Annotated in this window: 21 protein-coding genes and 1 pseudogene; 4 read left to right on the forward strand and 18 right to left on the reverse strand. The window is 31.3% G+C overall.

The window, feature by feature from the left end; translation table 11 throughout:
* Window positions 1-11: 11 nt before the first annotated feature.
* From BN1075_RS10745 to BN1075_RS10755, 3 genes are read right to left on the reverse strand one after another with little or no spacing between them, the layout of a single operon-like run.
* Window positions 12-563 carry a hypothetical protein gene (locus BN1075_RS10745; RefSeq protein WP_148315493.1) on the reverse strand — a complete coding sequence of 184 codons (552 nt, stop codon included), beginning with the start codon at window positions 561-563 and terminating at the stop codon, window positions 12-14.
* Between the two features lie 43 nt (window positions 564-606).
* Window positions 607-1,848 carry a sensor histidine kinase gene (locus tag BN1075_RS10750; RefSeq protein WP_040193154.1) on the reverse strand — a complete coding sequence of 414 codons (1,242 nt, stop codon included), beginning with the start codon at window positions 1,846-1,848 and terminating at the stop codon, window positions 607-609.
* Window positions 1,849-1,862: 14 nt separating this feature from the next.
* Window positions 1,863-2,552: a response regulator transcription factor gene (locus BN1075_RS10755; protein WP_040193155.1), complete on the reverse strand. Its 690-nt coding sequence runs from the start codon at window positions 2,550-2,552 to the stop codon at window positions 1,863-1,865.
* Window positions 2,553-2,741: 189 nt separating this feature from the next.
* Between BN1075_RS10755 and BN1075_RS10760 the strand changes: the two genes are divergently transcribed.
* Window positions 2,742-3,194 carry a MarR family winged helix-turn-helix transcriptional regulator gene (locus BN1075_RS10760; RefSeq protein WP_040193156.1) on the forward strand — a complete coding sequence of 151 codons (453 nt, stop codon included), beginning with the start codon at window positions 2,742-2,744 and terminating at the stop codon, window positions 3,192-3,194.
* Window positions 3,195-3,206: 12 nt separating this feature from the next.
* A complete protein-coding gene (locus tag BN1075_RS10765; RefSeq protein WP_040193157.1) occupies window positions 3,207-4,580 on the forward strand; it encodes an MATE family efflux transporter in 1,374 nt (457 codons plus the stop codon).
* A gap of 52 nt (window positions 4,581-4,632) precedes the next feature.
* Here BN1075_RS10765 and BN1075_RS10770 read toward each other — a convergent pair whose 3' ends face one another.
* From BN1075_RS10770 to BN1075_RS10810, 9 genes are all read right to left on the reverse strand, one after another.
* On the reverse strand, window positions 4,633-7,209 hold the full coding sequence (locus tag BN1075_RS10770) for an FtsX-like permease family protein (RefSeq protein ID WP_052406506.1): 2,577 nt from the start codon (window positions 7,207-7,209) through the stop codon (window positions 4,633-4,635).
* 12 nt (window positions 7,210-7,221) lie between these two features.
* Window positions 7,222-7,902 carry an ABC transporter ATP-binding protein gene (locus BN1075_RS10775; RefSeq protein WP_040193158.1) on the reverse strand — a complete coding sequence of 227 codons (681 nt, stop codon included), beginning with the start codon at window positions 7,900-7,902 and terminating at the stop codon, window positions 7,222-7,224.
* A 168-nt stretch (window positions 7,903-8,070) separates the two neighbouring features.
* Window positions 8,071-9,162 carry a hypothetical protein gene (locus tag BN1075_RS10780; protein WP_040193159.1) on the reverse strand — a complete coding sequence of 364 codons (1,092 nt, stop codon included), beginning with the start codon at window positions 9,160-9,162 and terminating at the stop codon, window positions 8,071-8,073.
* On the reverse strand, window positions 9,152-10,027 hold the full coding sequence (locus BN1075_RS10785; protein WP_040193160.1) for a DUF1700 domain-containing protein: 876 nt from the start codon (window positions 10,025-10,027) through the stop codon (window positions 9,152-9,154). Before BN1075_RS10785 ends, BN1075_RS10780 begins: the two co-directional genes overlap by 11 nt.
* Window positions 10,020-10,355, reverse strand: coding sequence for a PadR family transcriptional regulator (locus tag BN1075_RS10790; RefSeq protein ID WP_040193161.1), 336 nt, complete (start codon window positions 10,353-10,355; stop codon window positions 10,020-10,022). The genes BN1075_RS10785 and BN1075_RS10790 overlap by 8 nt, the downstream gene beginning before the upstream one ends.
* Window positions 10,356-10,642: 287 nt before the next feature.
* Window positions 10,643-11,263 (reverse strand): superoxide dismutase, encoded by a 621-nt coding sequence (locus tag BN1075_RS10795; protein WP_040193162.1) that lies wholly within the window; start codon window positions 11,261-11,263, stop codon window positions 10,643-10,645.
* A 167-nt stretch (window positions 11,264-11,430) separates the two neighbouring features.
* Window positions 11,431-12,795, reverse strand: coding sequence for a bifunctional glutamate--cysteine ligase GshA/glutathione synthetase GshB (gene gshAB, locus BN1075_RS10800; RefSeq protein ID WP_052406507.1), 1,365 nt, complete (start codon window positions 12,793-12,795; stop codon window positions 11,431-11,433).
* A 263-nt stretch (window positions 12,796-13,058) separates the two neighbouring features.
* Entirely contained in the window at window positions 13,059-13,607 is a 549-nt protein-coding gene (locus tag BN1075_RS10805; protein WP_040193163.1) for a hemerythrin domain-containing protein, read from the reverse strand.
* A gap of 12 nt (window positions 13,608-13,619) precedes the next feature.
* Complete coding sequence (locus BN1075_RS10810; RefSeq protein ID WP_042387210.1) at window positions 13,620-14,294, reverse strand: hypothetical protein; 675 nt, start codon at window positions 14,292-14,294, stop codon at window positions 13,620-13,622.
* A 217-nt stretch (window positions 14,295-14,511) separates the two neighbouring features.
* On the opposite strand from BN1075_RS10810, the gene BN1075_RS10815 reads away from it, so the two are divergent.
* A complete protein-coding gene (locus tag BN1075_RS10815; RefSeq protein ID WP_040193164.1) occupies window positions 14,512-15,060 on the forward strand; it encodes a biotin transporter BioY in 549 nt (182 codons plus the stop codon).
* A gap of 137 nt (window positions 15,061-15,197) precedes the next feature.
* Window positions 15,198-16,583: an MATE family efflux transporter gene (locus BN1075_RS10820; protein WP_040193165.1), complete on the forward strand. Its 1,386-nt coding sequence runs from the start codon at window positions 15,198-15,200 to the stop codon at window positions 16,581-16,583.
* A 29-nt stretch (window positions 16,584-16,612) separates the two neighbouring features.
* Here the strand turns inward: BN1075_RS10820 and BN1075_RS10825 are convergent, their stop codons facing one another.
* The 6 genes and pseudogenes from BN1075_RS10825 to malQ all read right to left on the reverse strand — a co-directional run bounded on the left by BN1075_RS10825 (window position 16,613) and on the right by malQ (window position 24,961).
* On the reverse strand, window positions 16,613-16,897 hold the full coding sequence (locus tag BN1075_RS10825; protein ID WP_040193166.1) for a hypothetical protein: 285 nt from the start codon (window positions 16,895-16,897) through the stop codon (window positions 16,613-16,615).
* A 424-nt stretch (window positions 16,898-17,321) separates the two neighbouring features.
* On the reverse strand, window positions 17,322-18,155 hold the full coding sequence (locus BN1075_RS21930; protein ID WP_040193167.1) for a CAP domain-containing protein: 834 nt from the start codon (window positions 18,153-18,155) through the stop codon (window positions 17,322-17,324).
* 652 nt (window positions 18,156-18,807) lie between these two features.
* Window positions 18,808-21,003, reverse strand: a complete 2,196-nt coding sequence (locus BN1075_RS10835) for a DNA topoisomerase III (RefSeq protein WP_040193168.1) — start codon at window positions 21,001-21,003, stop codon at window positions 18,808-18,810.
* Window positions 21,004-21,240: 237 nt separating this feature from the next.
* Window positions 21,241-22,053: pseudogene (locus BN1075_RS10840) on the reverse strand (alpha/beta fold hydrolase).
* 142 nt (window positions 22,054-22,195) lie between these two features.
* Window positions 22,196-23,209, reverse strand: coding sequence for a UDP-glucose 4-epimerase GalE (gene galE / locus BN1075_RS10845; RefSeq protein ID WP_040193169.1), 1,014 nt, complete (start codon window positions 23,207-23,209; stop codon window positions 22,196-22,198).
* Window positions 23,210-23,479: 270 nt separating this feature from the next.
* The gene (gene malQ, locus BN1075_RS10850; RefSeq protein ID WP_040193171.1) at window positions 23,480-24,961 is read right to left on the reverse strand and encodes a 4-alpha-glucanotransferase; all 1,482 of its coding nucleotides are present in this window, start codon (window positions 24,959-24,961) and stop codon (window positions 23,480-23,482) included.
* Window positions 24,962-24,973: the final 12 nt, after the last annotated feature.

Below are 24,973 nucleotides of genomic sequence, written 5' to 3' on the forward strand. Positions count from 1 at the left end.
ACATACCATCCCTACATACTAGTGCTCGTATCTTTTTCTACAAATGTTTTTGCAGCTTTTCTCACTATCGCCATAACTAAAATATTTACTATAAACATAGTTATACCTAAAATAATTATCATCCCGTCTAACAATCCATTTTTAAAATTCAAACTAAAGGCTGTTAAAACTGAGAAGGCAACCGTGCAGGCAAATGATAGGTGCCATCTTTCCTTAGCCTTAGAACTAATTTCTAAATTGCCATTTTTTTCACCTAAATTAAATATTCCTTTTAAAATATAATATAGTAATACAATTCTAATAACTGCTGAAATCTGACCGTATATAACAAATAATATAGAACTATTAGCTTCCTCTAGATCGCTGTATCCAGTATATTTGAAAACCAAATTCACAGCCTCGAAGCCAACCATAATCCACCCGTAGATCTCACCTTTTTTAAAGGCTTCTTCATCTTTTGTTTCATGTAAACCATTTAATGCCGTAGCTATCATGATCACTCCAATAATATTAGGGAGTACATCCATGGTTCCAATATTCAAATTAAAAAAAACTAGAATCATCCCCCAAAATATCCGATTGAAATACATATCCATACCCTTTCCCCTATTTAATATTTTTCATTAATATAACTTTAAACTCCGTTCCCTCATTAACTTTGCTGCTAACCTCAATATAACCCTGTTGAGCTTCAATTATAGATTTGCTTAACGATAATCCAATTCCAACAGAATCACTTTTTCCACCTTTGTAAAATCTTTTAAAAATATTTGGAAGATCCTTTTCTTCAATCCCTTCTCCATTATCTTTAATAATAATTTTTGTATTAATCAGCGTTTCCTCTAAACTTACTGTAACATTTCCCCCACCACTATGTTCTATACAATTTTTTATAATATTAATTAGTGCTTCCTCCAGCCATTGCTCATCGTATTCAGCACAAATTTCACCTGATAGCGAAGCTTCATCAAGCCACAATTGAACCTCATTCCTTTGAGCCATTAACTTTAAAGTTTCAAATACGTCTTCAACTGTTTGATTAAGATTGTTTTCTTTTATACAAAACTCTATTGCTCTAGCATCTACCTTTGCCAGCTTCAGCATACTTTTTATAAGCCATTCCATTCTACTAAGCTGCTTTTTACTATTTTCTAAAAATCTATTTTTATTTTCCTCATTTAAACCTGGTTTACTTAAAATATCGTTATACACAATCAACGCAGCTAACGGTGTCTTTAGCTGATGTGAAATATCAGATAAAAGATTTACCAAAAACTCTTTTTCTTTTTTCAAATCAATCATCTGACTTTGAATAATAGTTCTCATGTTATTAAAACCAAAGAACAATTTAGCAAAGTCTCCTTCCTTTTCTTTATAAATATTCATATCATAGTTGCCCTCGAGTATTTCCTTAGAAGCTTTAGTTAATAGCCTAACTCTAGAATATATAATTTCATACTGCCAATAATTTAGTACAAGAATAGCTATGCCTAATACCAACACCAAGACTGACAATATAAGCATACTTTCCTTAAAAGCAGCATTAATAGCTGGTAAAAATGTAAATTTTATATTTTCATCATATCCATAAGTGGCCAAAACTTCATTTCCTCTGGCAATAATTTCTTCATTTTGACTTTCAAAAGAGGCTTTAACCAATGCGTTTGCTAATTCAGGATGAGTTTCTGTTATTTTCCCAATAACTGCGGCCCTTCCATTAATATAACTATGTTTTATACCGTTAAAACTAAAATATAGTGCACAATTAATTATCAAACTAAAAGAAATTATCACTATTAATATTATGGCTGAACTTTTTTTCACTTCAGGATTTACTGAGTTTTTCATATACTTCTCCTACTTTATTGAATATCTTTATTCCACATATACCCTAAGCCACGTTTTGTAATAATATATTCTGGCTTAGATGGATTTTCTTCAATCTTTTCTCTTAATCTTTTTATGTACACTGAAAGAGTATTATCTTCAACAAAAGCCCCCTCATCCTCAAATAATTCATTAAGAATTTCATCTTTACTTAGCATTACACCTGGACTCTTCATAAATATCAACAAAAGCTTATATTCCTTAGCTGTTAATGCTAATCTTTCATTCTTTTTTAATACTTCAATCTTAGCTGTATTTAAAATAATATCCTCACATTTTATAATCAGGCTATTTTTTTCAAATTTAGAATTTCTTCTTAAAGCCACTTTAATACGGGATAATAGTTCTCTTACCCTAAAGGGTTTTGTAATATAATCTTCTCCTCCCATATCAAGTCCTAAAACCACATTTACTTCCTCATCTAAAGCAGTAAGAAAAATTATAGGTGTATCTTTAATAGATTTTATGTATTTGCACACATCATATCCACTTCCATCAGGTAAATTTATATCTAATAGAACTAAATCAAAATCTTTTTTATCAAAATACGCCTTTCCCTCCTTAACTGTACTCGCTCTTACAACCTCATATCCCTCTTCTTGTAATGTATACTCAATTCCTAATGCTAATGCTTCATCATCTTCTACAAATAAAATTCTATTCATTTAAAAACTCCTAATAATTTAAATTTTAATATACTTTATTTTAATTATACCTTATTTCTCATGCTGTTACTTAATCAATCCACCAGTAATCAAAATATTTTTAACACTTTATTAACAACTAAAATAGTTTAAAAGATATATAATACTACATAGAACTATTTTATCTAGTATTATTCGGAGGTGAATTAAATGGCAAATAACGAACCAATTGGAATATATATTGCAAAAATTAAGCTGCTGCAAGAACGAATTTTTGGAAACCTTCTTGTTGAAAATGGAATTGAGGTCTTCAATAGTCCTCAAAGCAGAATTCTTTTTACGCTTTGGCTTGAAGACAATATAACCATCAGTGAGTTAAGCAAAAAAACAGGATTAGCAAAGACTACCTTAACTAGTATGCTTGATAGACTTGAATCACAAGGCAATGTAAAAAGAATACTAAGTACAGAAGATAGGAGAGCTATCCGTATAGTTTTAACTGAAAAAGCTCGTTCATTAGAGGAACCATATGAAACAGCTCGTGATGCCATGAGAAATATAAATTTTAAAGGCTTTTCTTCTGAAGAGATTGAGGACTTCGAAACTAAGCTTATTAAAATACTTAATAATCTCAATGAATATGCTGACAATAATATCAAATAAGGGGGAAAAACAATGTCAAATTCACAAGATGAAAAATTAGGTAAAGAAAATATTCCTAAGCTAATGTTTACTTTAGCTTTACCTGCTATTCTAGCTCAATTAATTAACGTTCTTTACAACATAGTTGACCGTATTTATATCGGTAATATGGCAGGTGTTGGTGACTTAGCTCTTACAGGAGTTGGCGTTACCTTTCCAATCATAATTCTTATTTCAGCCTTTAGTGCTCTAGCCGGAATGGGTGGTGCCCCACTTACTTCTATAAAATTAGGTAGTGGTGATAAAGATGGCGCTGAAAAAATACTAGGTAATGCTACAACTTTACTAATCATCTTCTCTATTGTGTTAACTATCTTATTTTCAGTATTTAAAGAACCTTTACTTTACATGTTTGGTGCAAGTGAAAATATTATAGGCTATAGTCTAGACTATATAACTATTTATTTATGGGGTACTGTATTTGTACAATTTGCTTTAGGTTTAAATATGTTTATAAGTGCACAAGGGTTTGCTAAAACAGCAATGCTCTCTGTTCTAATCGGAGCTATCACAAACATTGTTCTAGATCCAATCTTTATCTTTGGTTTAGACTTAGGTGTAAAAGGTGCCGCTCTTGCAACAATAATATCTCAATGCTTAAGTGCTATTTGGGTTGTTAACTTCTTACTATCTAAGAAAAGTAAGAGTGTTATTAAAATCAAAAAAGAGAATTTAAAAATTAATAAGACTATTATTGGAAGTATTGTAGCTCTTGGTGTTGCTCCATTTATTATGCAAGCAACAGAAAGCTTAATTGGAATAGTTCTAAATTCTGGTCTACAAAACTACGGTGGAGACCTATATGTAGGTTCAATGACAATTATGATGAGCATAATGCAACTTCTAGTTGTTCCTATTAGTGGACTTACTCAAGGTGTTCAACCAATCATCAGTTATAACTTCGGTGCAAAAAAATATGATAGAGTTAAAAAGACCTTTAGACTTTTAATCATTGTATCTTTTACTGCTACAGTTTTAGGGACTCTTGCAATCATACTATTCCCAAATGTTTTTGTAAGAATGTTTACCCAACAACAAGAACTAGCTGATTTAACAGCTAAAATGATAAAAATATTTATGTGTGGAATGTGGGCTTTTGGAATACAAATGGCATGCCAAGCAACCTTCATGGGGCTTGGTCAAGCTAAAATTTCTTTATTTCTAGCTTTATTGCGTAAGGTAATTTTATTAATTCCACTCGCTATAATCTTACCAAAATTTGCAGGTGTAGTTGGAATTTATTGGGCAGAACCAGTGGCAGACATAGTCGCTTCTTTCACAACCCTTATAATATTCCTTAACTCCTATAAAAAAATATTAGGTGAGATAGACTCTTCAGCAAGTTAAAATACAAATATTGCTTAATTAATGAGGGATAGCCTATGGGCTATCCCTCATTTTATTCTCCTCTAATCACTTCAATAATACTATCCTTTTTTAACCTTCTTAATGGTATTAGAGCCGAAATATAACCCACTATCACTACAGCAGTTACAGCTATAATTATACTTTGCCATGGGAATGCAAAGGCAAATCTTCTTATAGAACTCATTGGCTCATAAAGCATATAGCTGAAGGCTGTACCTAATACGGAACCAATTATTCCCCCATAAATTCCAAATAAAACTCCTTCGAAGGTAATCATTCGTCTTACCTGTTTATTAGTCATGCCTATGGCTTCTAAAGCAGCTAACTCTTTTCTTCTTAAAAGAATATTTGTTGTTACAGTATTAACTATATTAACTGCACTGATTAAACTTATAACAATGGTAAAGCCCATTAAAAGTATAAGCATTTGAATCTTAAAAGCTTTATCTTGCTTATTAAACTCAATTTTATTGAAGTAAGTTATTCCTGGATTAGTATTCTCTAACTCCCTTAATGCTGAATCTACACCATCAACATATACATCATCTGTAAGACGTATATCTAAGCTTTCTACATAATATTGATTTTGTAAATATAAATTATCTTTTATAATCTTTTCTGCTGTTTTTTCACTGACTATAATATTAAGCGTCTCATAATAATCTGCATCTTTAAATGGTGCAACCTCTACAATGGCTGCTACTTTTAGTTTTTCAACTTCATCACTAGCGTAATTTAGATCTTCTTTTATTTGAACCTCACTACTCTCACCATCATAGTAGTAGTAATCTGTGCTTAATGGAACCTCATCTCCAACTTTTAAGTTTGCCATAGGTGAAATTAATGTTCTTTCGCCGAAAAATCTTGTATTTCTTACTACTATAATCTCATCTTCTTTAAGGTTATCAATACTGCCCTCTTTTACATACTTATGCGATTTTTCTAATTTGCCTTCGTCGTAAGCATCTATTACAACTGGTATACTAAGCTTTTCTTTTCCATCTAAAGATACTGTGGGTAACCTGTTTTCATTCATGCCAAATTCTTTTCCACTTTCTTCACTCCACTTTAAAACTTCTTCTGGAATAATACTTCTATCTACTAATGCCTCGCAAGTTGAAAGTCTACTATAGCGTTTATATATATTCTCAACATTGGGTATAGCTTTAACTTCATCTATCAATTTTTCACTGATTCCATCTACATTATCATCATTGTAATTTAAGGAAACAGAAAAATCCATGTCATTAGATTCTGTAATCTCATCAGTAAAATTGCTTGAAAACTTAGCAAAAAATGTAAATGTAACAAATAGTGTTACACTGATTGCCATAGAAAATACAGTTACATAAAATCTTTTTTTATTTCTTTTAACATTTTTCAAAGCCATGCCCCAATCTATCTTTAAAAATCTTCCTAAAAATAAGCCACCTCTGCTTCTTTTCTCCTTCTTAATTAAAGCTTGTGAACTAATTGCCACAAGAGGTGATGTCTTTCCTGCAGACCTTGCTGGAAGATATGCTGAAGCGTATATTGATAAAGCTCCTATAATACCACTTAAAATTAATGTTATTGGAGATAATACTACCTTCAGATTTGAAAAATCTCCTGTTGGAGTAAGCTTAGTAAATACAAAAGCTATACAGTAAACAGCTATTATTCCAAAGAACATTCCTAAGGGTACCCCTATTAATATCATTAAAGTCGCTTCTCTTAAAACTAAGTTGATTATCTGTTTTTTAGTAGTTCCAATAGCTCTTAATAATCCTATTTGTTTTATTCTCTCTGCAATACTGATTTGAAAAGCATTATATATTACTACTACTGTAGCTAAAACCACTATTCCAATTACCATAATTACAACTGTAGTTATAGCAGCATTCAACCCTGAATCTGATGATTCTCCTGTAAGTCTCATTAAATCTTCATTATGACTTACCTCGGCACCTTCACTAACACTTTCCTTAATTTCGTTAATAACCTGCCATTTATCAGCTTTTTCCTTAATCTGTACTAATGCTGTAACTTCACTTCCTTGTAATATTTCATGATCAACTGCCATGTAGCCTTTAGCTGTTCCTATATTCTGTGAACGCCAATCATCTTTTACAATTCCGGACAGTACATAACTCTTGGCATTCCCTTTTTCATCCTTAATCTCAATTTCATCCCCTACCTTAATTCCACTTTCAAAATATCTAAGAATCCATCGTTCAACAGCTATTTCATTACCTTTTTTAGGAAGCTCTCCCTCCTCTAATTGGACATTCATCAATTCAAAGCCACTTTCGTTTAAGTGATTAATACCAATAAGCTTATCCTTTATAAATTGAACAGGCTCCTCACTTTTGCCAAGACCTAGCTTATCTATTTTAGGATTAATCTCAAGCTTCTCTATATCAGCTCTAGTAGCCTTCTCTACAACTGCATGAAATGCGCCCACTTCTTTTATCTGCTGTTCAAGCATTGAGTTTTGAACAGTTAATATAAAAGTGCATATAGAAGTTATTAGTGCCACTGATAATATTATTCCAATTATTGTTAGAGCAGTCCTCTTCTTGTTACTTTTTAAGTAACGACCGCTTATAGCCTTATAACTATTTATCATTATCTCTTCCCCCTATGCCAGCTTTACATCACTTTTTATTTTTCCATCACTTAAAGTAATGATTCTGTCTGCCTGTTCGGCAATTCTGCTATCATGAGTAATTAAAATAAGTGTTTGATTATATCTCTTTGCCGTAGTTTTTAAAAGTTCTATTACTTCCTTTGAATTTTTACTGTCAAGATTTCCTGTTGGTTCATCTGCTAAAACTATAGACGGTTTATTAATTAAAGCTCTTGCTATAGATACCCTCTGCTGCTGTCCACCTGATAATTCTGATGGTATATGTTTTTTTCTATCTTCGAGACCTATCAGTTTAATAATTTCATCTAAATACTTTTTATCTACCTTTTCATTATCTAATAGAGCTGGTAAGGAAATATTCTCCTCAACATTTAAAATAGGCATTAAGTTGAAAAATTGAAATATGAAACCAATATTTCTTCTTCTAAAAATACTTAAGCTCGTTTCATTTTGATTGTATATATCCATATCATTTATAATTACTTTACCTGATGTTGGGCGATCTAGCCCTCCCATTAAATGAAGCAGTGTTGACTTTCCTGAACCTGATGCTCCAATGATGGCAATAAACTCACCTTTATTCACAGTAAAACTCACACCATCAAGTGCTCTTACCTCACTATCGCCTTTGCCATAAACTTTTCTTAAATTTTCAACCTTTAAAATTTCCATATATATTCTCCCTCCAAATGGTTAATATTCTGTATCACTGTAATCATTATAAATAATTCTACCCCTGGTAACCATAAATCTAACCTTACAAACTGAAGAGAAATCTTACAATTTAGTCATATAAAAAACTATCCTATGAAATAAACTCATTTCATAGGATAGTTTTAATTAATATTCTCTTAAATCAGCCTCAATATCTAAATTGGATAAATTCTCTATATCACAACTATAATACCTATTTATACTTAGATTATATTCAGCCGATTCTCCACTTCCTAAAACACCTTGGAAATTTTCACTGTCTATATATCTGTCCCAATCTCCCTTCATTCTATCTGAATAATAAGAATTAGCTCTCTCTCTTCCTCTAAGCTGTAGATTAACAGGATAAGTTTCAAAATTACTATCATACTCTACGTGATCACTTGAAATAACAACATTTTTACCTAACGGAAGAAAAGATTCTACATCTACATTGTTACGTCCAAATATAGTTACTGATTCTGGCAACTTAGTTATATTGCTGTATTCATTACTATATCCTCTTGAAACAATAGATATGTTTGATGCTTCTATATTAACTTTATCTGCATTAATAAATTCTCTTAAATCCATCTCAAAATAAGCATTTGTTTTAATATCAATATTCTTAAGATTATTATTAAATGGTAAATCAACATATCCATAGTAACAAGAAAAATTTAAGTTATCTTTTAACACTGAAGAATCCTTTACTATTAAATTAGTTCCATCAGTTCCTTTAAAATTAACATTAATTCCTGTTGGAACCTCTATAACAATTTGACTAGTTCTATTAGCTTCCTCCACCAAATTACCTATAATAGTTTTGTACCCTTCTTCAAAGAATCCTTTTAGATTTTCAGCATCTAATAAATTATATATACTCCTTTGACCTGAAACTATAAGTCTTTTACCTTCACCATCATAACTTGTATCAACTGTTATGCTGTTATCATAATACTCATAGGTCTTAACTCTAGTATTATTATCACTTGAAGGTTTAATTTCTACATCAAATCCATTACCTTGTAATGCTGAAATATCTAAAGTTTCAACAGCTTCACTTGTTACAAAAACTTCTTTCTCTTTCGGAACAGCATTTCTAACTTCTCTTTGCACTCTATAAGCTTCTGCTGCAAATTGAGGAACTACATAAAAGCCACTTACTATGGAGCCTGAAATTCCAACTACTATAAAAATTGTTGCAGTTATCAGAGCCTTCTTAACCTTACTCATCATAACCCCTTACCTCCTTATCGTCCTCATGATTTTCTAAATCCTTTGCTTCTTCTAGGAGAATAGGCTCAACTATAATAACCTCTTCATCATATACATCCTCAGTAACCTTTGCTTCACATTCCGTTTCTTCATTTTCAAAATTTTCTTTGGTTTCATCATTAGATGAAGTATTCTGTTGTTGCTCTTTTACTCTTACATACATTTTCCTGGTTCTAACCCATGAAATATACTTTACCCAAAGATATTTTACTCCTTTGTATGCTAGAGTATATAATACCCAGCCAAGTATTAAGAAACCTGTCCAAGCAATGCATGCGAAGAATCCAAAAATCCCCATAGACAGATTAATACCACATAAAACAGCTGCTCCAAGGTAGCCGATGAAATTCGCAATAGACATACCTATTAAAGCTAAAAGTGAACCAAACATACTAAGTATTATTGGAAGCGCAAATATAATGATTGTAATAGTTATAATAGCTATTATCAACTTCACTCCTGCCGAAGATATATTTCCATTAATCACGGAATTCGAATCTAAAAATTCCTTTGCTTTGCTTCCAGCTTTTTTTCCTGTTGCTTTAGCACTTTTCCAGGCTCTTTTAGCTTCCTTATTAACTTTATCAAACACTTCGCTGCCGTTATTGTCATTGATTGGGGCCTGACCCTTCATTTCTTCGATTAACTCCTGAGCAATACTCTTCGGAGAACCTAAGCCTCTTATTATCTCTTCATCACTCTTACCCTGTAATTCTCCATTTAAGAAAAACTCCTCATAGTCTCTCAAAATATCATTTATTTCTAACTGACTGAAGGTTCCCTTAAGATAATCTCTTAATATATCTAAAAAATCATTCTTACTCATTATCATCCATCTCCTTTCTGTATCCCTTTAAAATTATATTTACATCTCTTACAAATTCATCCCATTCTTTTACCAGTGTCTTTAAGTTATTTTTTCCATACTCCGTAATTCTATAATATTTTCTATCAGGTCCACCTTCTGATTTAACCATATAAGTCTCAAAATTACCCTCTGAAGTCAATCTTCTAAGCAACGGATAAATAGTACTTTCTTTAACAGACATCACAATAGATATCTTTTCCACGATTTCATATCCATACATATCTTGATCATTTATAAGAGTTAGTACGCATATCTCAATTACACCTTTTCTAAGTTGTGTACTCATTGTAGCACCTCCCTTTCTAGTATTATCTATACTGTGTATAACATTATAGTAGTTTTAAAATTTTAGAAGTCCCTTAACTTATTTAAGGTTCTTCTATTTAATAAAGCCTACTATGTAAAACATAATAGTAATTTATTTTATAAGGTACTACGTTTTACACAGTACCTATAAATCTATAATAGCATAGTACTATGCCATACACAATAGTCATTAAAAAAAAATAAATCTTACGATTTTCTTAAGAAAAAAACAGACAGAGAACTGAAGATTCTCTGCCTGTTAAATCACTACTTTGCTCTATATTTTTCATATATGCTCTCAATAATTTCCCAGTTAAATAAGTTCCATATATTTTTCACATATTCTGCTCTAAGATTTTTATATTTAAGATAATAAGCATGTTCCCACACATCTATAGTAAGCAATGGAACTTTTCCAACCGAAATAGGTGTATCTTGATTTGATGTAGTCATAATCTCTAAATCACCAAATTTATTTAAAACAAGCCAGCTCCATCCTGACCCAAATTTACTAACAGCAGCATTTGAAACTAACTCCTTCATCCTTTCAAAACCACCTAACTCTTCCTCAATATGATTCATGAGAATCCCCTTTGGCTTCCCACTACTATTAGGGGTTAATATTGAAAAATAGAAATTGTGATTTACTACACCCCCACCATTATTAATTACCCCTTGTCTTATGGCATGTGGTATGTCTTCTATATCCTTCAAAATTTCTTCCATAGTTTTCCCGCAAGTATATGTTTGATAATCCTCAAGCAGTTTATTTAAATTATCAACATAAGTCTGCAGATGCTTACTATAATGGATCTCAACTGTTTCAGCATCTATATATGGTTCTAGCTCATTATATCCATAAGGTAAATTTATTTTTTCATATTTCATATTGCCCACCCCTTCCTACTTTATCTTAGCTCATATTAAGATATTTATATTCTAACTATTTTACTATATTCCTCAAAAGTACTATTTATTCACTAAAACTAAAAATACAAAAATAAGATAAGGCAATAATGCCTTACCTTATGCTTTAGTAAAACTTTATATTTTATTTACAACCATTGATGTACTTTAGAATAAGTTTCTGTGAGTTCAACATTATTGTTAGCTTCTTCCTTATATTTCTTTGCTAAAGCCATATAAGCATTAATATATCCAGCCTTCTTTACTACTTCTTCAATTCTATAGGAATAGGTTAACTCCGGCTCCTGTACCCTTTCAATCATAATATTTATAATGTTTTCTTTGTCCAATTGTAGTTTATCACTGATGCCTTTCATTTCTTCTAGGATTTCTAACGCCCACTGCACCTTAGATATATTATCTCCATCACGTTTTAACTGAACTTGATTTTTTCCAAACTTAGCAACATGATTTTGATTATGTAAAGCTTCTTCCTGCCACTGGCTATAGCTGCTTTCATCTTTAAGAAGAAGAAAAAGATTAAATACTTTCAAGAATTCTAAATCAACTAAAGAAATACCACCCTTTTCAAAAGGATTTACATCTATTGTTCTATACTCCAAGTATTTAATTCCCTCTTGTCTTAAGGATTCAAGAAATTTATTTGGATCATTGGCTTTCAATCTAATTTGACTATATAATTCCTTATGACTTTCGATTAGTTTTTCTTTTATGAATCCCTCTATGCTTTCCACATATTCTCCAACAGAATCATAGTTAGGAAAAAGATCAACTAAATTTCTATATCCACATTCACCATTACGATATGATATACCACCTTCATGAATAAAAGTATCCTTTACAACCTCTTTATAACACTTAGTACAATCTTCCTCTTCAATAAAGCTTTTATGTAAAATGGAGGAACTTCCTAATAGATAAATTAATATCCATCGATAACGCAGATAATTTCTTGCAACCTTAAGATATACCTTATTTTTAAATTCTTTATAAGTATATTCATTACACTCATCTGCATATAGTCCTTTCAAAAGCTCTTCCGAAAAAGAAAAATTATAATGTATCCCAGATATAAGCTGCTTTTTTCCACCATACTTACTTAATAATTTTTCTCTATATTCCTTAGCATCAATTGCATCTTTTTCAGTGCCAAACTCTGCAACTGGAATTTCTTTATCATCTGGTATTTCACAAGGCATAGATTGAGGCCATAAATACTCCTTACCTATTTCCTTAGCCACTATATCATACAAGTCATTTAAAAAATTAAAAGCTTTTTCTGAATCTTGAAAAGCTGGTGTTATTACTTCAATCTGACTTTCAGCAAAATCCGTGGTTATATATGGGTTCTCAAACTTACTACCTAAACCTCTTGGATGTGGTGTAAATGCTAGCACACCATTTTCATCTACCCTAAGCATTTCTCTTTCTATGCCATAATTACCTATGGGATACTTGTTATCTATTATTAACTCTTTAAGTCTGTTAATCATTCTTTTTCCTTTCTAAAAGCTATACTTAATAACTTTTACGTAACTTTTATTTTATTATTTTCATTAATTCTATTTTTATAATTAACTAATAAACTTCCATACATTAATATAAATTAATCCATTTAAAAAGTCCATTGTCTTTTCTATTTGTTAATAATTATTATTGCTGAATTCTATAGTTACGTTTTAATTAATATAATCTCTTAAAAACAATAAATTATGATTAAACCAGGCAGAATCAATAACGCCTCTACCTGGTTTAATTATAAATATTTCTTTTCTAACCTTTTTAAGATATCTAAACAGCCATCCCTTAAAACCTTATTTTCTTCTTCGAAAATAATACATTTTTCATCTATTTCACTTAATATTTCAGTTCCAAGCTGCTTTTTCCCAAACTTATAGATTACATTATCTTCCTTATCAATATGTCTTTCTAATAAATTGGTATACGCCACAGCATTAGCTATTATATCAATAACTGCAGCTTCATTCCCACCTTGATATTCTGTCAAAGCTTCATCTAAATCCTTAACATACAATCTTCCCATGTCATGTTCAACCAACATACCGTAGTTTATTGTTTTTTCAGCAACAGTTCCTAAGTGCTCCACCATTTTATTAAATAACATTATTTCTTCTTTTTTATGATGAAGACCATCTGCATAAATCCTTATAAAGTATAAAACATCCTTAAAGTCTTCAAGGTTTATCTTTTTCTCTTCATACAATTTATAGCATATACTTCTAACAACTTTAAGCATACGATAGATATATTTATGTTCCTCCATCATTATCTCAATAGCATTCATTCTCACACCTCATTACAAGTCTAATGCATATATATGCATATTATCACTGCTCATACTATTCTCAATAAGCATAGTTCCATCTTCTAAAACTGTAAAATGAAAATTACTATTTACTTCAGTAATAAATGCTTTCATCCATAGAGCTCTAAGCTCATAAAACACTTTTACATCAACACCAGATCTTTCCCATATCTCTCTATGAACACAAATTCTTTTTCTCCAATGAACCCTTAAATCATTAGAATCAATTATTTCATCTACTCTATCACAAGGCATTCCATCTAAAATATAATCATTCAAACTGTTATATATTTCAAAGGCTGTACTCAAAGTTTTTCCACTTCTATTTACTTCTTCTCCAGCCTTCATTCCCTGTGAAATAAATATATTGTCTAGTTTTATTTTTCCTTCATTGCGTGATAATAAAACCTTACTCCAAGCTGCAACTCTTCCCTCAGATATATTAATTTTCTCTTGAAGCCAGCCATGTATATTGCTTTCATCAATAATCTCTTCTAACGGTAGCTTCGGTAACTTTTCTCCATAATTATTATTAATCTCCTGCAGATATACTTCTATATCAGCCGCATCTTTTTCTAATGTACTTATGATAGACTCCTCTATGCCTTGAAACCATAAAATTTTATTAAATAACCAGTAATGAAGCTTCCCTAAATATAAACTCATAACTTCTCCTCCTCCTGAATTTCATATTAATATTTTATCCTTATCACTTTATTATTATTGAAGTTTCTTCAGCTGCATTTATAATATCAAAAGTTCAAAAATAATGACGTAACAATCGTTACACTTTAAATGTAAACCCGTTTCATTTTCACAGTTGACAACCTTCAAGGAAGTATATATACTATTTCTATAATGAAATAAATTTAAAGAGGTAGTTATGAATAAATATAATATTAAAGAATTAACAATGATTGGCTTATGTGCTGCCCTTATGGCAGTGTTTTCTCAAATTTCAATTCCACTTCCTTCAGGGGTTCCAATTACACTCCAACCTTTTGCTGTAATCTTAATAAGCATACTTCTAGAGGAAAAGTTAGGTTCACTTTCTATTCTTACCTTTATTCTTATAGGTACTATTGGACTGCCTGTATTTGCAAACTTCCAATCTGGTTTTAGTGCAATTCTTGGTCCAACAGGTGGATTCTTAAGCGGTTTTCTAATCATGGCATTTATTGTTGGAATTTTTTCGAAAAGTAAAAATAAAAAACTTATATTCACAGGAGCTTATCTAGGCTTAATCGCTGACTATGTAGTTGGTGTTCTTCAACTAGCTCTAGTCCTTAATATGAGCATTTCAGAAGCTCTTGTTATTGGTTGCTATCCATATATTATTAAAGATCTAATATTAACTGCTGTGGCTGTTATAATTGCTTTAAAAATTAAGCCACTAATAAAGAGGGAGCTCACCAAGGTTATTAAAGCTTAGTTCAACAGCTTAATATATACTCGTATCCAGCTTATAAATACGTAAGCTGGATATTTTATTTGAAAAATTTGACATACCCAGCACCATTCCTTAAAATATTAACTATAATGTATTTTTTACTTAAGGAGGCAGCATTAATGGATTCATACGAACATCCACAAGAAAATAAAATGGGTATTATGCCTATAAGTAAATTACTTATTTCTATGTCCTTACCCGTTATGATTTCAATGCTTATTCAAGCGCTATATAACATAGTTGACAGTATGTTTGTGGCTCAAATAAGTGAAAATGCTTTAACTGCAGTTTCCCTGGCATTTCCAGTACAAAATCTCATGATTGCAGTTGCTGCTGGAACCGGTGTTGGAATTAATGCACTTTTATCTAGAAGTCTCGGAGAGAAAAATTTAAAAGAAGCAAATAAAGCTGCAAATAATGGTGTTTTTCTTGCCCTTTTAAGTGCAGGTGTATTCACTATTTTCGGTATATTTTTTTCTAGAATATTCTTTGAATCTCAAACTCAAATAAAAGAAATTATTGATTATGGAAGTACCTATATTTCTATTTGTACCATTTTTTCCTTTGGTATTTTTGGACAAATAACCTTTGAAAGACTTCTTCAATCAACAGGAAAAACTTTTTACACCATGATAACCCAAAGTATAGGTGCTATTATCAATATTATTCTTGATCCCATCCTTATCTTTGGATTATTCGGCTTTCCAAAGCTTGGTGTAACAGGTGCAGCTATAGCGACTGTAATAGGCCAAATTATAGGCATGTTTTTGACTTTATATTATAATGTTAAGAAAAATTCAGAAATACAGCTTAAATTTAAAAACTTTAAACCTAATAAATTGACAATAAAAAAAATATATAGTGTTGGTATACCTTCAATAATAATGCAGTCAATTTCTTCTGTAATGGTATTTGGATTAAACAACATACTTCTTATTTTCTCCTCCACAGCTGCTGCAGTGCTAGGTATATATTTCAAACTTCAGAGCTTTATCTTTATGCCCATCTTTGGTATAACAATTGGGATGATACCTATTGTTGCTTATAATTATGGTGCAGGAAATAAAGAACGATTAACTAAAACAATAAAACTTAGTGCAATCTATGCCGTTTCAATAATGTTAATTGGGTTTTCAATTTTTCAAATTTTCCCCAAACAACTTCTGTCAATGTTTAACGCTTCCTCAGAACTTATAAACATTGGTGTAATTGCTCTAAGAACCATAAGTTTCTCCTTTATTTTTGCTGGTTATTGTATTGTGCTAAATTCTGCCTTTCAAGCCCTTGGAAATGGTATGCTTAGCTTAATTAACTCTATAATTCGTCAACTAGTAATTATTCTTCCAGCAGCATTCCTATTCGCAAAATATTTAGGATTAAATGCAGTATGGTTTGCATTTCCACTAGCTGAAATCTCTTCTGTAATTTTAAGTACAATTTTCTTAAAGCATATATACAGTACAAAAATAAAACATATTATTTCACCAGACAATTTTGAAATGTAAAAAGGAGCCCATAAGGCTCCTTTTCTATATCATTTAATTGGCTTATACAATTCTAATACATTTTTAAACTTATACTCATTATATTCCCACTTTGCAACTATTGATAATACCGAAATTAAAAAGGCTGCGATTAATGCATACAAAAACCACAAAGGATATATTTTTTTAATAAATACTATTTGACATGAAAAAAGTCCTAAGTATATTAAAAGTCCCAACCTGAATCCACTCTTAATTTTTGATATCATATACTTTTTTATGCCTGCCTTTCTAGTCTCTTTCCATTGTCTATAAAACCCTAAATTACTTATCATGAAACCACTTCCTTAGATAACATATTATAGAATTAAATGCAATATTTATATATTTCAAATTAATTGTAACATATAATTTATTGCTATAAAATATATCAAAAACTATTTTTTCGATTTTTATGTTAGTTTTCTTGTCAATATCTTCATTTATATTGCTAAAAAATTATACTAACTAAACACCATATAATATGCTTCCCTAAAAGTATCGTAATAATTCAATAATAGTACAAACTCATCTTCTTTACCTATTAGAAAATAAACCTTATAATTTTCTCTAACACTCTATTGGAATATATAACTTTTGAGTTTCATTTCTTTCTAATGTCAATTAAATGCTGGGTTAATATACAAAAGGAGCCTAAATAATTAGGCTCCCTTTATGCTATATTATAATATATTTTTATACTTAATTGTTAATAATTCACTACCTATAAAACTCTTGAGTTGCATATACCTTATTACCTATCTTATATACACCTACCCCTATACTATCAAAATTAGTTGATAATATATTTGCTCTATGACCTGAAGAGTTCATCCAATTAGTCATAAACTGCTTGGCCAGTTCTGTAGCATTTGTGTTTCCACCTATATATGCAATGTTCTCACCCCAAGCTCTATAGGAAACTCCATCCGCCTTCATTTGAGTCGTTATTAAATTCCCACTTAAATCCTCATGGCTGAAATAATTTTTATCTCCCATATCTTGAGATTTAATTCTTGCATACTTTTCCATAGTTGAATTATAAGATAACGGTGCTACTCCTGCTTTCGCTCTTTCTTCATTTACTATTTTAAAGATAGCTTGTTCAACCTCAGCCATAAACTTATCATTTACAACTGTATCATCATTTCCATTATCAGGTGTATTTTCAATATCTCCATCCGCTGGTGGTGCTACATCTGTACTATCATCTGATGGCGGTGCTACTTCTGGTGGTGTTACCACTGTATCATCCTCCACTGGTGGCACTACTTCTGGTGGTACTACCTCTGTATTATCATCTGATGGTAGTACTACCCCTGTATCACATCCATTTCCAATAGATGTCCTGAATGGTCTTCCTGGTCTATTAGGTTTTATACAAGTAATTTTTCTTAAGCTATCATTCTCACAATCATTATCATTCTCTTGATATACAACCTTTTTTACAATGTTTGCTTCACTTTCAAAATCAGCTGCGTGAGCTTGTACTCCTCCTAATACTGTTGTTCCTAGTAAAGTTACTAGTGTTAATGCTATTACTTTCGATTTCATTTCCATTCCTCCTATTTTTTGGACTAAGTGCTTGTCCATATTTTCGTTAGTAATGTACTTTTACGTCTACATCGTGACTCCTTAGTTATAACATACAATTAGGTCTAAATTATTAGGAGATTAGTTCCAAGCTTTAGGTGTTCCCCCTATATATGAAAAAATAACCACGATAAACTTAATATACCATCAAAGAAATAAGGCTATCTCTACATTAGTCATAATTTTATAAATATATCCATGGTTAAAGTTACCATGAGTAAATTTATTAAATTCATGCAATATATGATTCATTTATATATTTATATGTTTATATATTTATGTATTTATAGGATTCTAATACTATACTTCTATATATTGTTTATTGATATAACATATTTCATTTTAAAATTATAAATTCTACTAAAACTGATAATTAACATGTATTCAAGCTATAACATTAAAAACTTATATTATTTTACTTATGAAATAATTTTGCCTATTTGAGGTTATATTCAAATTAAAACCTTCTACCTTATTTACTATTTTAATTCTAATAAATACAACTATTTATGCTTACCCATAAACAAGAGCTACACCTTCAAAATCCTCAGGTGTAGCTCTTGTTTATAGTAAATATATTATTGAAATTTTTTTGTATTCTTCCAACTACTGGTTATTTTTTAAATAAATCTCCTAATGCTGCAAAAGGATTATCCTTAGCTGACTCCTTTTCTGCCTCTTTCTCCAGCTTTTTCATATAGTTCTTAACATCTCTCTTATCTACTTTACCGCCTTTTTCAAAACGCTTTTTAAACTGTGATGCCTTCTCTCTAAAGTTACAATTTGCACCTGGGCACACATATATCTGACCTTCCCCGTGCCCTTTAAGCATTAACTTCTTTTTACACTCTGGACATCTAGCATTTGTAGTTTTACTTACACTTTCTCTATGTCCACATTCTCTATCCTGGCAAACATTCATTATTCCTGTTTTAGTTTTTACTTCAAGCATATATTTACCACACTTAGGGCATTTTGCTCCTGTAAGATTATCGTGGACAAATTTGCTTTCAGTTCCTTTAACATCATTAACCAGTTCAGTAGCATATGCTCTCATAGCATCAATGAACTTTCTATCATTTAGTTTTCCCTTGCTTATATCTTCAAGCTGACTTTCCCAATCTGCTGTTAAAAGTGGTGATTTCAGCTCCGTAGGTACAAGTTCAATTAACTGTTTTCCTTTTGATGTTGGTACTATTTCCTTACCTCTTTTTTCAATAACAAAGGAGTTAAATAATTTTTCTATTATATCAGCTCTTGTTGCAACTGTTCCAAGTCCACCTGTTTCATTTAACGTTTTGGCAGCATCCTTTCCAACCTTCACATATTTATGAGGATTTTCCATAGCTGAAAGTAATGTTCCTTCATTAAATCTTGCTGGTGGTTTTGTTTGTCCTTTATTTGAATTAACTGAAGTAATGCTTATTTTATCGCCTTTTTTTAACTGTGGAAGAACTTGGTCTTTAATATCCTCGTCCTCTAAACCTTCTTCTACATCCTCTTTATCGTATACGACCTTCCATCCTTTTGATTTTATAACCTTACCCTTAGCAATGAATTTTTCTCCTGCTATTTCTGCAGTTACATTAGTTTGTAAATATTCAAATGGTGGCATTAAAACACTTAAAAATCTCTTTACAACTAAATCATAAATATTTCTTTCCTCTAAAGAAAAATGCATAAAGTTAGGACTTTCCTCTGTTGGAATTATAGCATGGTGGTCTGAAACCTTATTATTATCTACAAAGCTCTTAGACGGTACTATTTTATTCTTTAATATTGAAACTGCAGCTGCTCTATAATTTCCAACGGAAATAGCTTTTAATCTATCTGGAATTGTAGCAACAACGTCTGTACTTATATATCTTGAATCTGTTCTTGGGTAAGTTAAAACCTTATGATTTTCATATAACCTCTGCATTATGGATAAAGTCTGTTTTGCAGAATATCCCCAAATTCTGTTTGCATCTCTTTGTAATTCAGTTAAATCATATAGAGCTGGTGCCGGCTTTCTTTTCAAGCTTTCTGACACATCTATAACTTCACCATTACATCCTTTTATTTTTCCAATAAGCTTTTCTACTGTACCCTCATTAAATATCCTTTGATTATTATTTTTATCAATCCACTGAAGAGAAAAATCTTTTGACTTTGCAGACAAGGTATAATAGTCAGTTGGAACGAAATTTTTAATTTCTTCTTCTCTTTGCACAATCATTGCAAGGGTTGGTGATTGTACTCTTCCTGCTGAAAGCTGAGCATTATACTTACAAGTCAAAGCACGAGTTACATTAAGCCCTACAATCCAATCTGCTTCTGCCCTGCATACTGCTGCCTTATATAAATTCTCGTAAGCTGCCCCTGGCTTAAGATTTCTAAATCCATCAAGAATAGCCTTATCTGTCTGTGAGGAAATCCATAATCTCTTTAGTGGCTTCCTTACCCCTGCTTTTTCTATTATCCATCTTGCTACTAACTCACCTTCACGACCAGCATCCGTTGCGATAACAATCTCTTCTATATCATTTCTTAAAAGCTGTTTTTTTACTTCATAAAATTGCTTTTGAGTCTTTTTTAAAACTGTAAGTTTCATATGCTTAGGAAGCATTGGAAGAGTTTCCATTGCCCATTTCTTATATTTCTCATCATAGTCCTCTGGGTCCTGAAGCCCAACTAAATGTCCTAAAGCCCAAGTTACAACATATTTGCTACCTTCTATATATGCACCTTTATTTTGATTACATTTTAAAACCTTTGCTAAATCTCTTCCTACGGACGGCTTTTCCGCTAAAACTAATATTTTTCCCATTTTTTACTTCCTCTCTATAAAAACTAATATCTATCTACTAATTTGTCTAATATTATCTTTGTATTATACCATACTTTTCATTTACTTCCCTTACCACCTATTACAATAACTATCATTTATTAAATCACAAAATAGAAGCAGGATAAATTTAATTATCCTGCTTCTATTTATCATTATCCTAATTTTTACCAAACATTATTCTTAAGTTCCAAATAACTCATTCTATTGATATAAAATTTATTCCTCAATAAACTCCATTAATTCTTTATTAAACTTATCTTTCTCATCATAGAATACTCCATGCCCACTAAATTTAAATGGTATAAGTTTTGAATTTCTAATACACTGATTCTGTATCTTAGCTAATTCAAATAAAACAACTTTATCATGAATTCCATGAAGAATTAGAGTTTGTACTTTTATTGATTCAAGATCTGAAAATAACTCTTCTTTTAACCAAGTTTTTGCAATTGATGCTGTGGACCATCCAGCTGCTTGCAATCCTAAATTTAAAAACTATTGAGAAAATGACTGCGTTATATGTTGGTAAAAGAATATATCTCCAAAATCACTAATCATCTTCGGTCGGTCTGCATATGTTCCCTCAATAATTTTATTTATTGATTCCTCATCTGATCCGTAAGGAAAACCTTTACTTTTAGTAAGTCTAGGTGCCGCTGCAGAGATGAGAACTAACTTAGATACCCCACAACCACCATGGTGACCCATATACCTAACAGCCATAGCACCACCTGTTGAATGTCCTTCCAGTGTAAAATCCTTTAACTTTAATGCATCCACTACACATTTAACATCATCTGATAATCTATCATAGTCATATCCTTTATAAGGCTTATCAGACTCTCCAAACCCTCTAGTGTCTATTCCAATACACCTATAGCCATGTTTAGGAAGCTCATCAAACTAATATTCAAACAAATTATGACTGCCAGGCCATCCGTGTAAAAATACAATTGTCTTCTTTCCCTCTGGATTAAGATCCTCTACATAAACTTTTACATCGGGTTCAACTTTAACATAATACCCCATTTATACCTCCATCAATCTATATAAATCTAGTAATAGATTATTCATAAATTTAAGTTTTGTGATTAATACTTATGGGTATTGCAAATAACAAAAGACAAGTAGACCATACTCTACTTGTCTTAAAAATTAATTTGATATTTTATTATATGTTATATCCCTTTGGATTTTGGCTTTGCCATCTCCAAGAGTCTTCACACATTTCATCTATTCCTTTTTCAGCTCTCCATCCTAAATCTTCATTGGCATGCTTTGGATCAGCGTAGCATGTTCCAATATCTCCAGGTCTTCTTGGTGCAATCTTATACGGAATCTCTCTTCCACTAGCTTTTGCAAAAGCATTAACTACATCAAGAACACTATAGCCATTTCCTGTTCCTAGATTGTAAGTTACAAGTCCTGGATTGCTTTCTAATTTATCTATTGCTTTTAAGTGACCTTTTGCTAAATCTACAACATGAATGTAATCTCTAACCCCAGTTCCATCATGAGTATTGTAGTCATTTCCAAATACACTTAACTCCTTAAGTTCTCCAATTGCAACCTTTGTTATATAAGGCATTAAGTTATTTGGTATTCCGCATGGATCTTCTCCAATAGTTCCACTCTTATGAGCTCCAACTGGATTGAAGTATCTAAGTAATGCTATGTTCCAAGTATTATCAGAAACATATAAATCTCTTAATATTTCTTCTATCATAAGCTTTGTTTGCCCATATGGATTTGTTGCTGATAACGGAGAATCCTCTGTTATTGGAATTATTTTTGCATCTCCATAAACTGTAGCTGATGAGCTAAATACGAAGTTTTTAACATTGAATTTTCTCATAACCTCTAAAAGTACAAGAGTGCTTCCTATGTTATTGTGATAATACTCAAGTGGTTTTGCCACTGACTCACCAACAGCCTTATATCCAGCGAAGTGAATAACTGAATCTATTTCATTTTCTTCAAATATCTTTTCTAAGTTCTCTTTATCTAAAACATCACAATTATAAAACTTTGGTTCTATTCCTGTTATAGCTTTAATTCTATCCTTAACTAATTCTTTACTGTTATATAAGTTGTCAACTATTACTACATCTTTACCTATGTTTTGTAGCTCTACTACCGTATGACTTCCTATATAACCCATTCCACCAGTTACTAATACCGCCATATTATCAACTCCATTTCTAATTCATTATCTTTTACCCTTTACTATTATACCACATTATTGTAAATATTAGAAACTAACATTGCTGACAATCTCCATACCTATATTGTGAATAATCTTAGTTATCTAGCTACTTTCAACATTTCAATTATTTCTTCACACTAAAAATCTCTTTATTAGTTTTCACCTTTACTTTTTCTTTGTCCAAATTATTTTCTTAATATAAAAAATCCCCAAATAATTATATTTGAGGACTTGTTTTTAATCTTTCACTTATTCACCTAACCTGCCAAAGGTTTTTGTTAAAATATATAATTTATCAGCTAATGACTTAGTAAGATATTCTTTTTTAACACGCCATCGCCAATTCGTTCCAATTGTTGAAGGAAGATTCATTCTAGCTTCGTTATCTAAACCTAAAATATCTTGCAATTGCACAATTGTTGCTTCTGCTTTAGTTCCAAACAAAGTTCTTATTATTCCCCAGTTTAACCCTTCCTCTTCAGTTAAATTCATATATCTAATAGCTAATTCCTTTTCCTTAGGGTCAGCATTTTCCCACCACCCAATGAAAGTATCATTATCATGAGTTCCAATATATGCAATGCTATTTTCATTTATCTTATACGGTATAAACTCTGAATCTCCATCAGCTCCAAAAGCAAAAAGTAAAATTTTCATTCCTGGAAATCCAACCTCTTCCATAAGTTCATATACGTCATCAGTAAGAAATCCTAAGTCTTCAGCTATTATTTTTATATCTGGCATTTGTTCCTTAACTAACTTAAATAACTCACTGCCATAAGCTTTTTTCCACTCACCAATTCTTGCGTTCTTAGCACCATATTCAATTGCATAAAAGGATGCAAAAGCTCTAAAATGGTCAACTCTCACCACATCATATAATTTTGACGCACCTTTAATCCTATTTATCCACCACTTAAAATTTTCCTTTTTAAGAGACTCCCAATCATATAATGGATTCCCCCATAATTGTCCATCATCACTAAATGCATCTGGAGGACATCCTGCTACTTGGATTGGTATTCGGTTTTCATCAAGCATAAAAACTTCTGGATTTGCCCATGCATCTGCGCTATCTTCTGCCACATATATGGGAATATCTCCTATGATTTTTATATTATTTAGGTTTGCATATTCCTTTAAATTTATCCACTGTTCATAAAATAAATACTGTATATACACATGGAATTTAATCCTGTCAGAAAGCATCTCCTTATATCGCTCCATAGCCTGTGGGCTTCTAAGGCGAATATCTTCATCCCACTTCAAAAATGACTTCATTTGAAAATGTTCTTTTACAGCCATAAATAAACTATAATCAGAAAGCCAGTATTCATTTTCTTTGAAAAACCTCTCAACCTGACTTCTATCTCTTTCCCAACCTCTTTTATATGCCAGTTCAAGTACCTTGAATCTATTATTATATATTGTTGCATAATCTATATCCGTTTCATCATTTCCCCAATAATAACACTTGTACTCTTCTTCCTCTAACAGCCCATCCTCTGCAAGTAAATCAAAGTCTATGAAATATGGATTCCCAGCATAGGTAGACGGAGATTGATAAGGAGAATCTCCATAACTCGTAGGCCCTATAGGGAGTATCTGCCATAAGCATTGTCCTGATTCCTTTAAAAAATCTACAAATTCATAAGCTTCTTCTCCAAAAGTTCCTATACCGTATTTAGATGGCAGGGATGATATATGCAGCAATATTCCACTTTTCCTCATTGTTTTCTCCTC

The organism is Clostridium culturomicium (assembly GCF_000821305.1).
Lineage (GTDB): Bacteria > Bacillota > Clostridia > Clostridiales > Clostridiaceae > Clostridium_J > Clostridium_J culturomicium.

Bases quoted from the DNA above. Each gene is read 5' to 3' on its own strand.
- BN1075_RS10805 (WP_040193163.1), bottom strand. From the start codon at position 13,607: ATGAATGCTATTGAGATAATGATGGAGGAACATAAATATATCTATCGT.
- BN1075_RS10795 (WP_040193162.1), bottom strand. From the start codon at position 11,263: ATGAAATATGAAAAAATAAATTTACCTTATGGATATAATGAGCTAGAA.
- galE (WP_040193169.1), bottom strand. From the start codon at position 23,209: ATGGCGGTATTAGTAACTGGTGGAATGGGTTATATAGGAAGTCATACG.
- malQ (WP_040193171.1), bottom strand. From the start codon at position 24,961: ATGAGGAAAAGTGGAATATTGCTGCATATATCATCCCTGCCATCTAAA.
- BN1075_RS10815 (WP_040193164.1), top strand. From the start codon at position 14,512: ATGAATAAATATAATATTAAAGAATTAACAATGATTGGCTTATGTGCT.
- BN1075_RS10775 (WP_040193158.1), bottom strand. From the start codon at position 7,902: ATGGAAATTTTAAAGGTTGAAAATTTAAGAAAAGTTTATGGCAAAGGC.
- BN1075_RS10820 (WP_040193165.1), top strand. From the start codon at position 15,198: ATGGATTCATACGAACATCCACAAGAAAATAAAATGGGTATTATGCCT.
- BN1075_RS10750 (WP_040193154.1), bottom strand. From the start codon at position 1,848: ATGAAAAACTCAGTAAATCCTGAAGTGAAAAAAAGTTCAGCCATAATA.
- BN1075_RS10790 (WP_040193161.1), bottom strand. From the start codon at position 10,355: ATGAGTACACAACTTAGAAAAGGTGTAATTGAGATATGCGTACTAACT.
- BN1075_RS10755 (WP_040193155.1), bottom strand. From the start codon at position 2,552: ATGAATAGAATTTTATTTGTAGAAGATGATGAAGCATTAGCATTAGGA.
- BN1075_RS10770 (WP_052406506.1), bottom strand. From the start codon at position 7,209: ATGATAAATAGTTATAAGGCTATAAGCGGTCGTTACTTAAAAAGTAAC.
- BN1075_RS10760 (WP_040193156.1), top strand. From the start codon at position 2,742: ATGGCAAATAACGAACCAATTGGAATATATATTGCAAAAATTAAGCTG.
- BN1075_RS10785 (WP_040193160.1), bottom strand. From the start codon at position 10,027: ATGAGTAAGAATGATTTTTTAGATATATTAAGAGATTATCTTAAGGGA.
- BN1075_RS10745 (WP_148315493.1), bottom strand. From the start codon at position 563: ATGATTCTAGTTTTTTTTAATTTGAATATTGGAACCATGGATGTACTC.
- BN1075_RS10765 (WP_040193157.1), top strand. From the start codon at position 3,207: ATGTCAAATTCACAAGATGAAAAATTAGGTAAAGAAAATATTCCTAAG.
- BN1075_RS10825 (WP_040193166.1), bottom strand. From the start codon at position 16,897: ATGATAAGTAATTTAGGGTTTTATAGACAATGGAAAGAGACTAGAAAG.
- BN1075_RS10835 (WP_040193168.1), bottom strand. From the start codon at position 21,003: ATGGGAAAAATATTAGTTTTAGCGGAAAAGCCGTCCGTAGGAAGAGAT.
- BN1075_RS10780 (WP_040193159.1), bottom strand. From the start codon at position 9,162: ATGATGAGTAAGGTTAAGAAGGCTCTGATAACTGCAACAATTTTTATA.
- BN1075_RS10810 (WP_042387210.1), bottom strand. From the start codon at position 14,294: ATGAGTTTATATTTAGGGAAGCTTCATTACTGGTTATTTAATAAAATT.
- BN1075_RS21930 (WP_040193167.1), bottom strand. From the start codon at position 18,155: ATGAAATCGAAAGTAATAGCATTAACACTAGTAACTTTACTAGGAACA.
- gshAB (WP_052406507.1), bottom strand. From the start codon at position 12,795: ATGATTAACAGACTTAAAGAGTTAATAATAGATAACAAGTATCCCATA.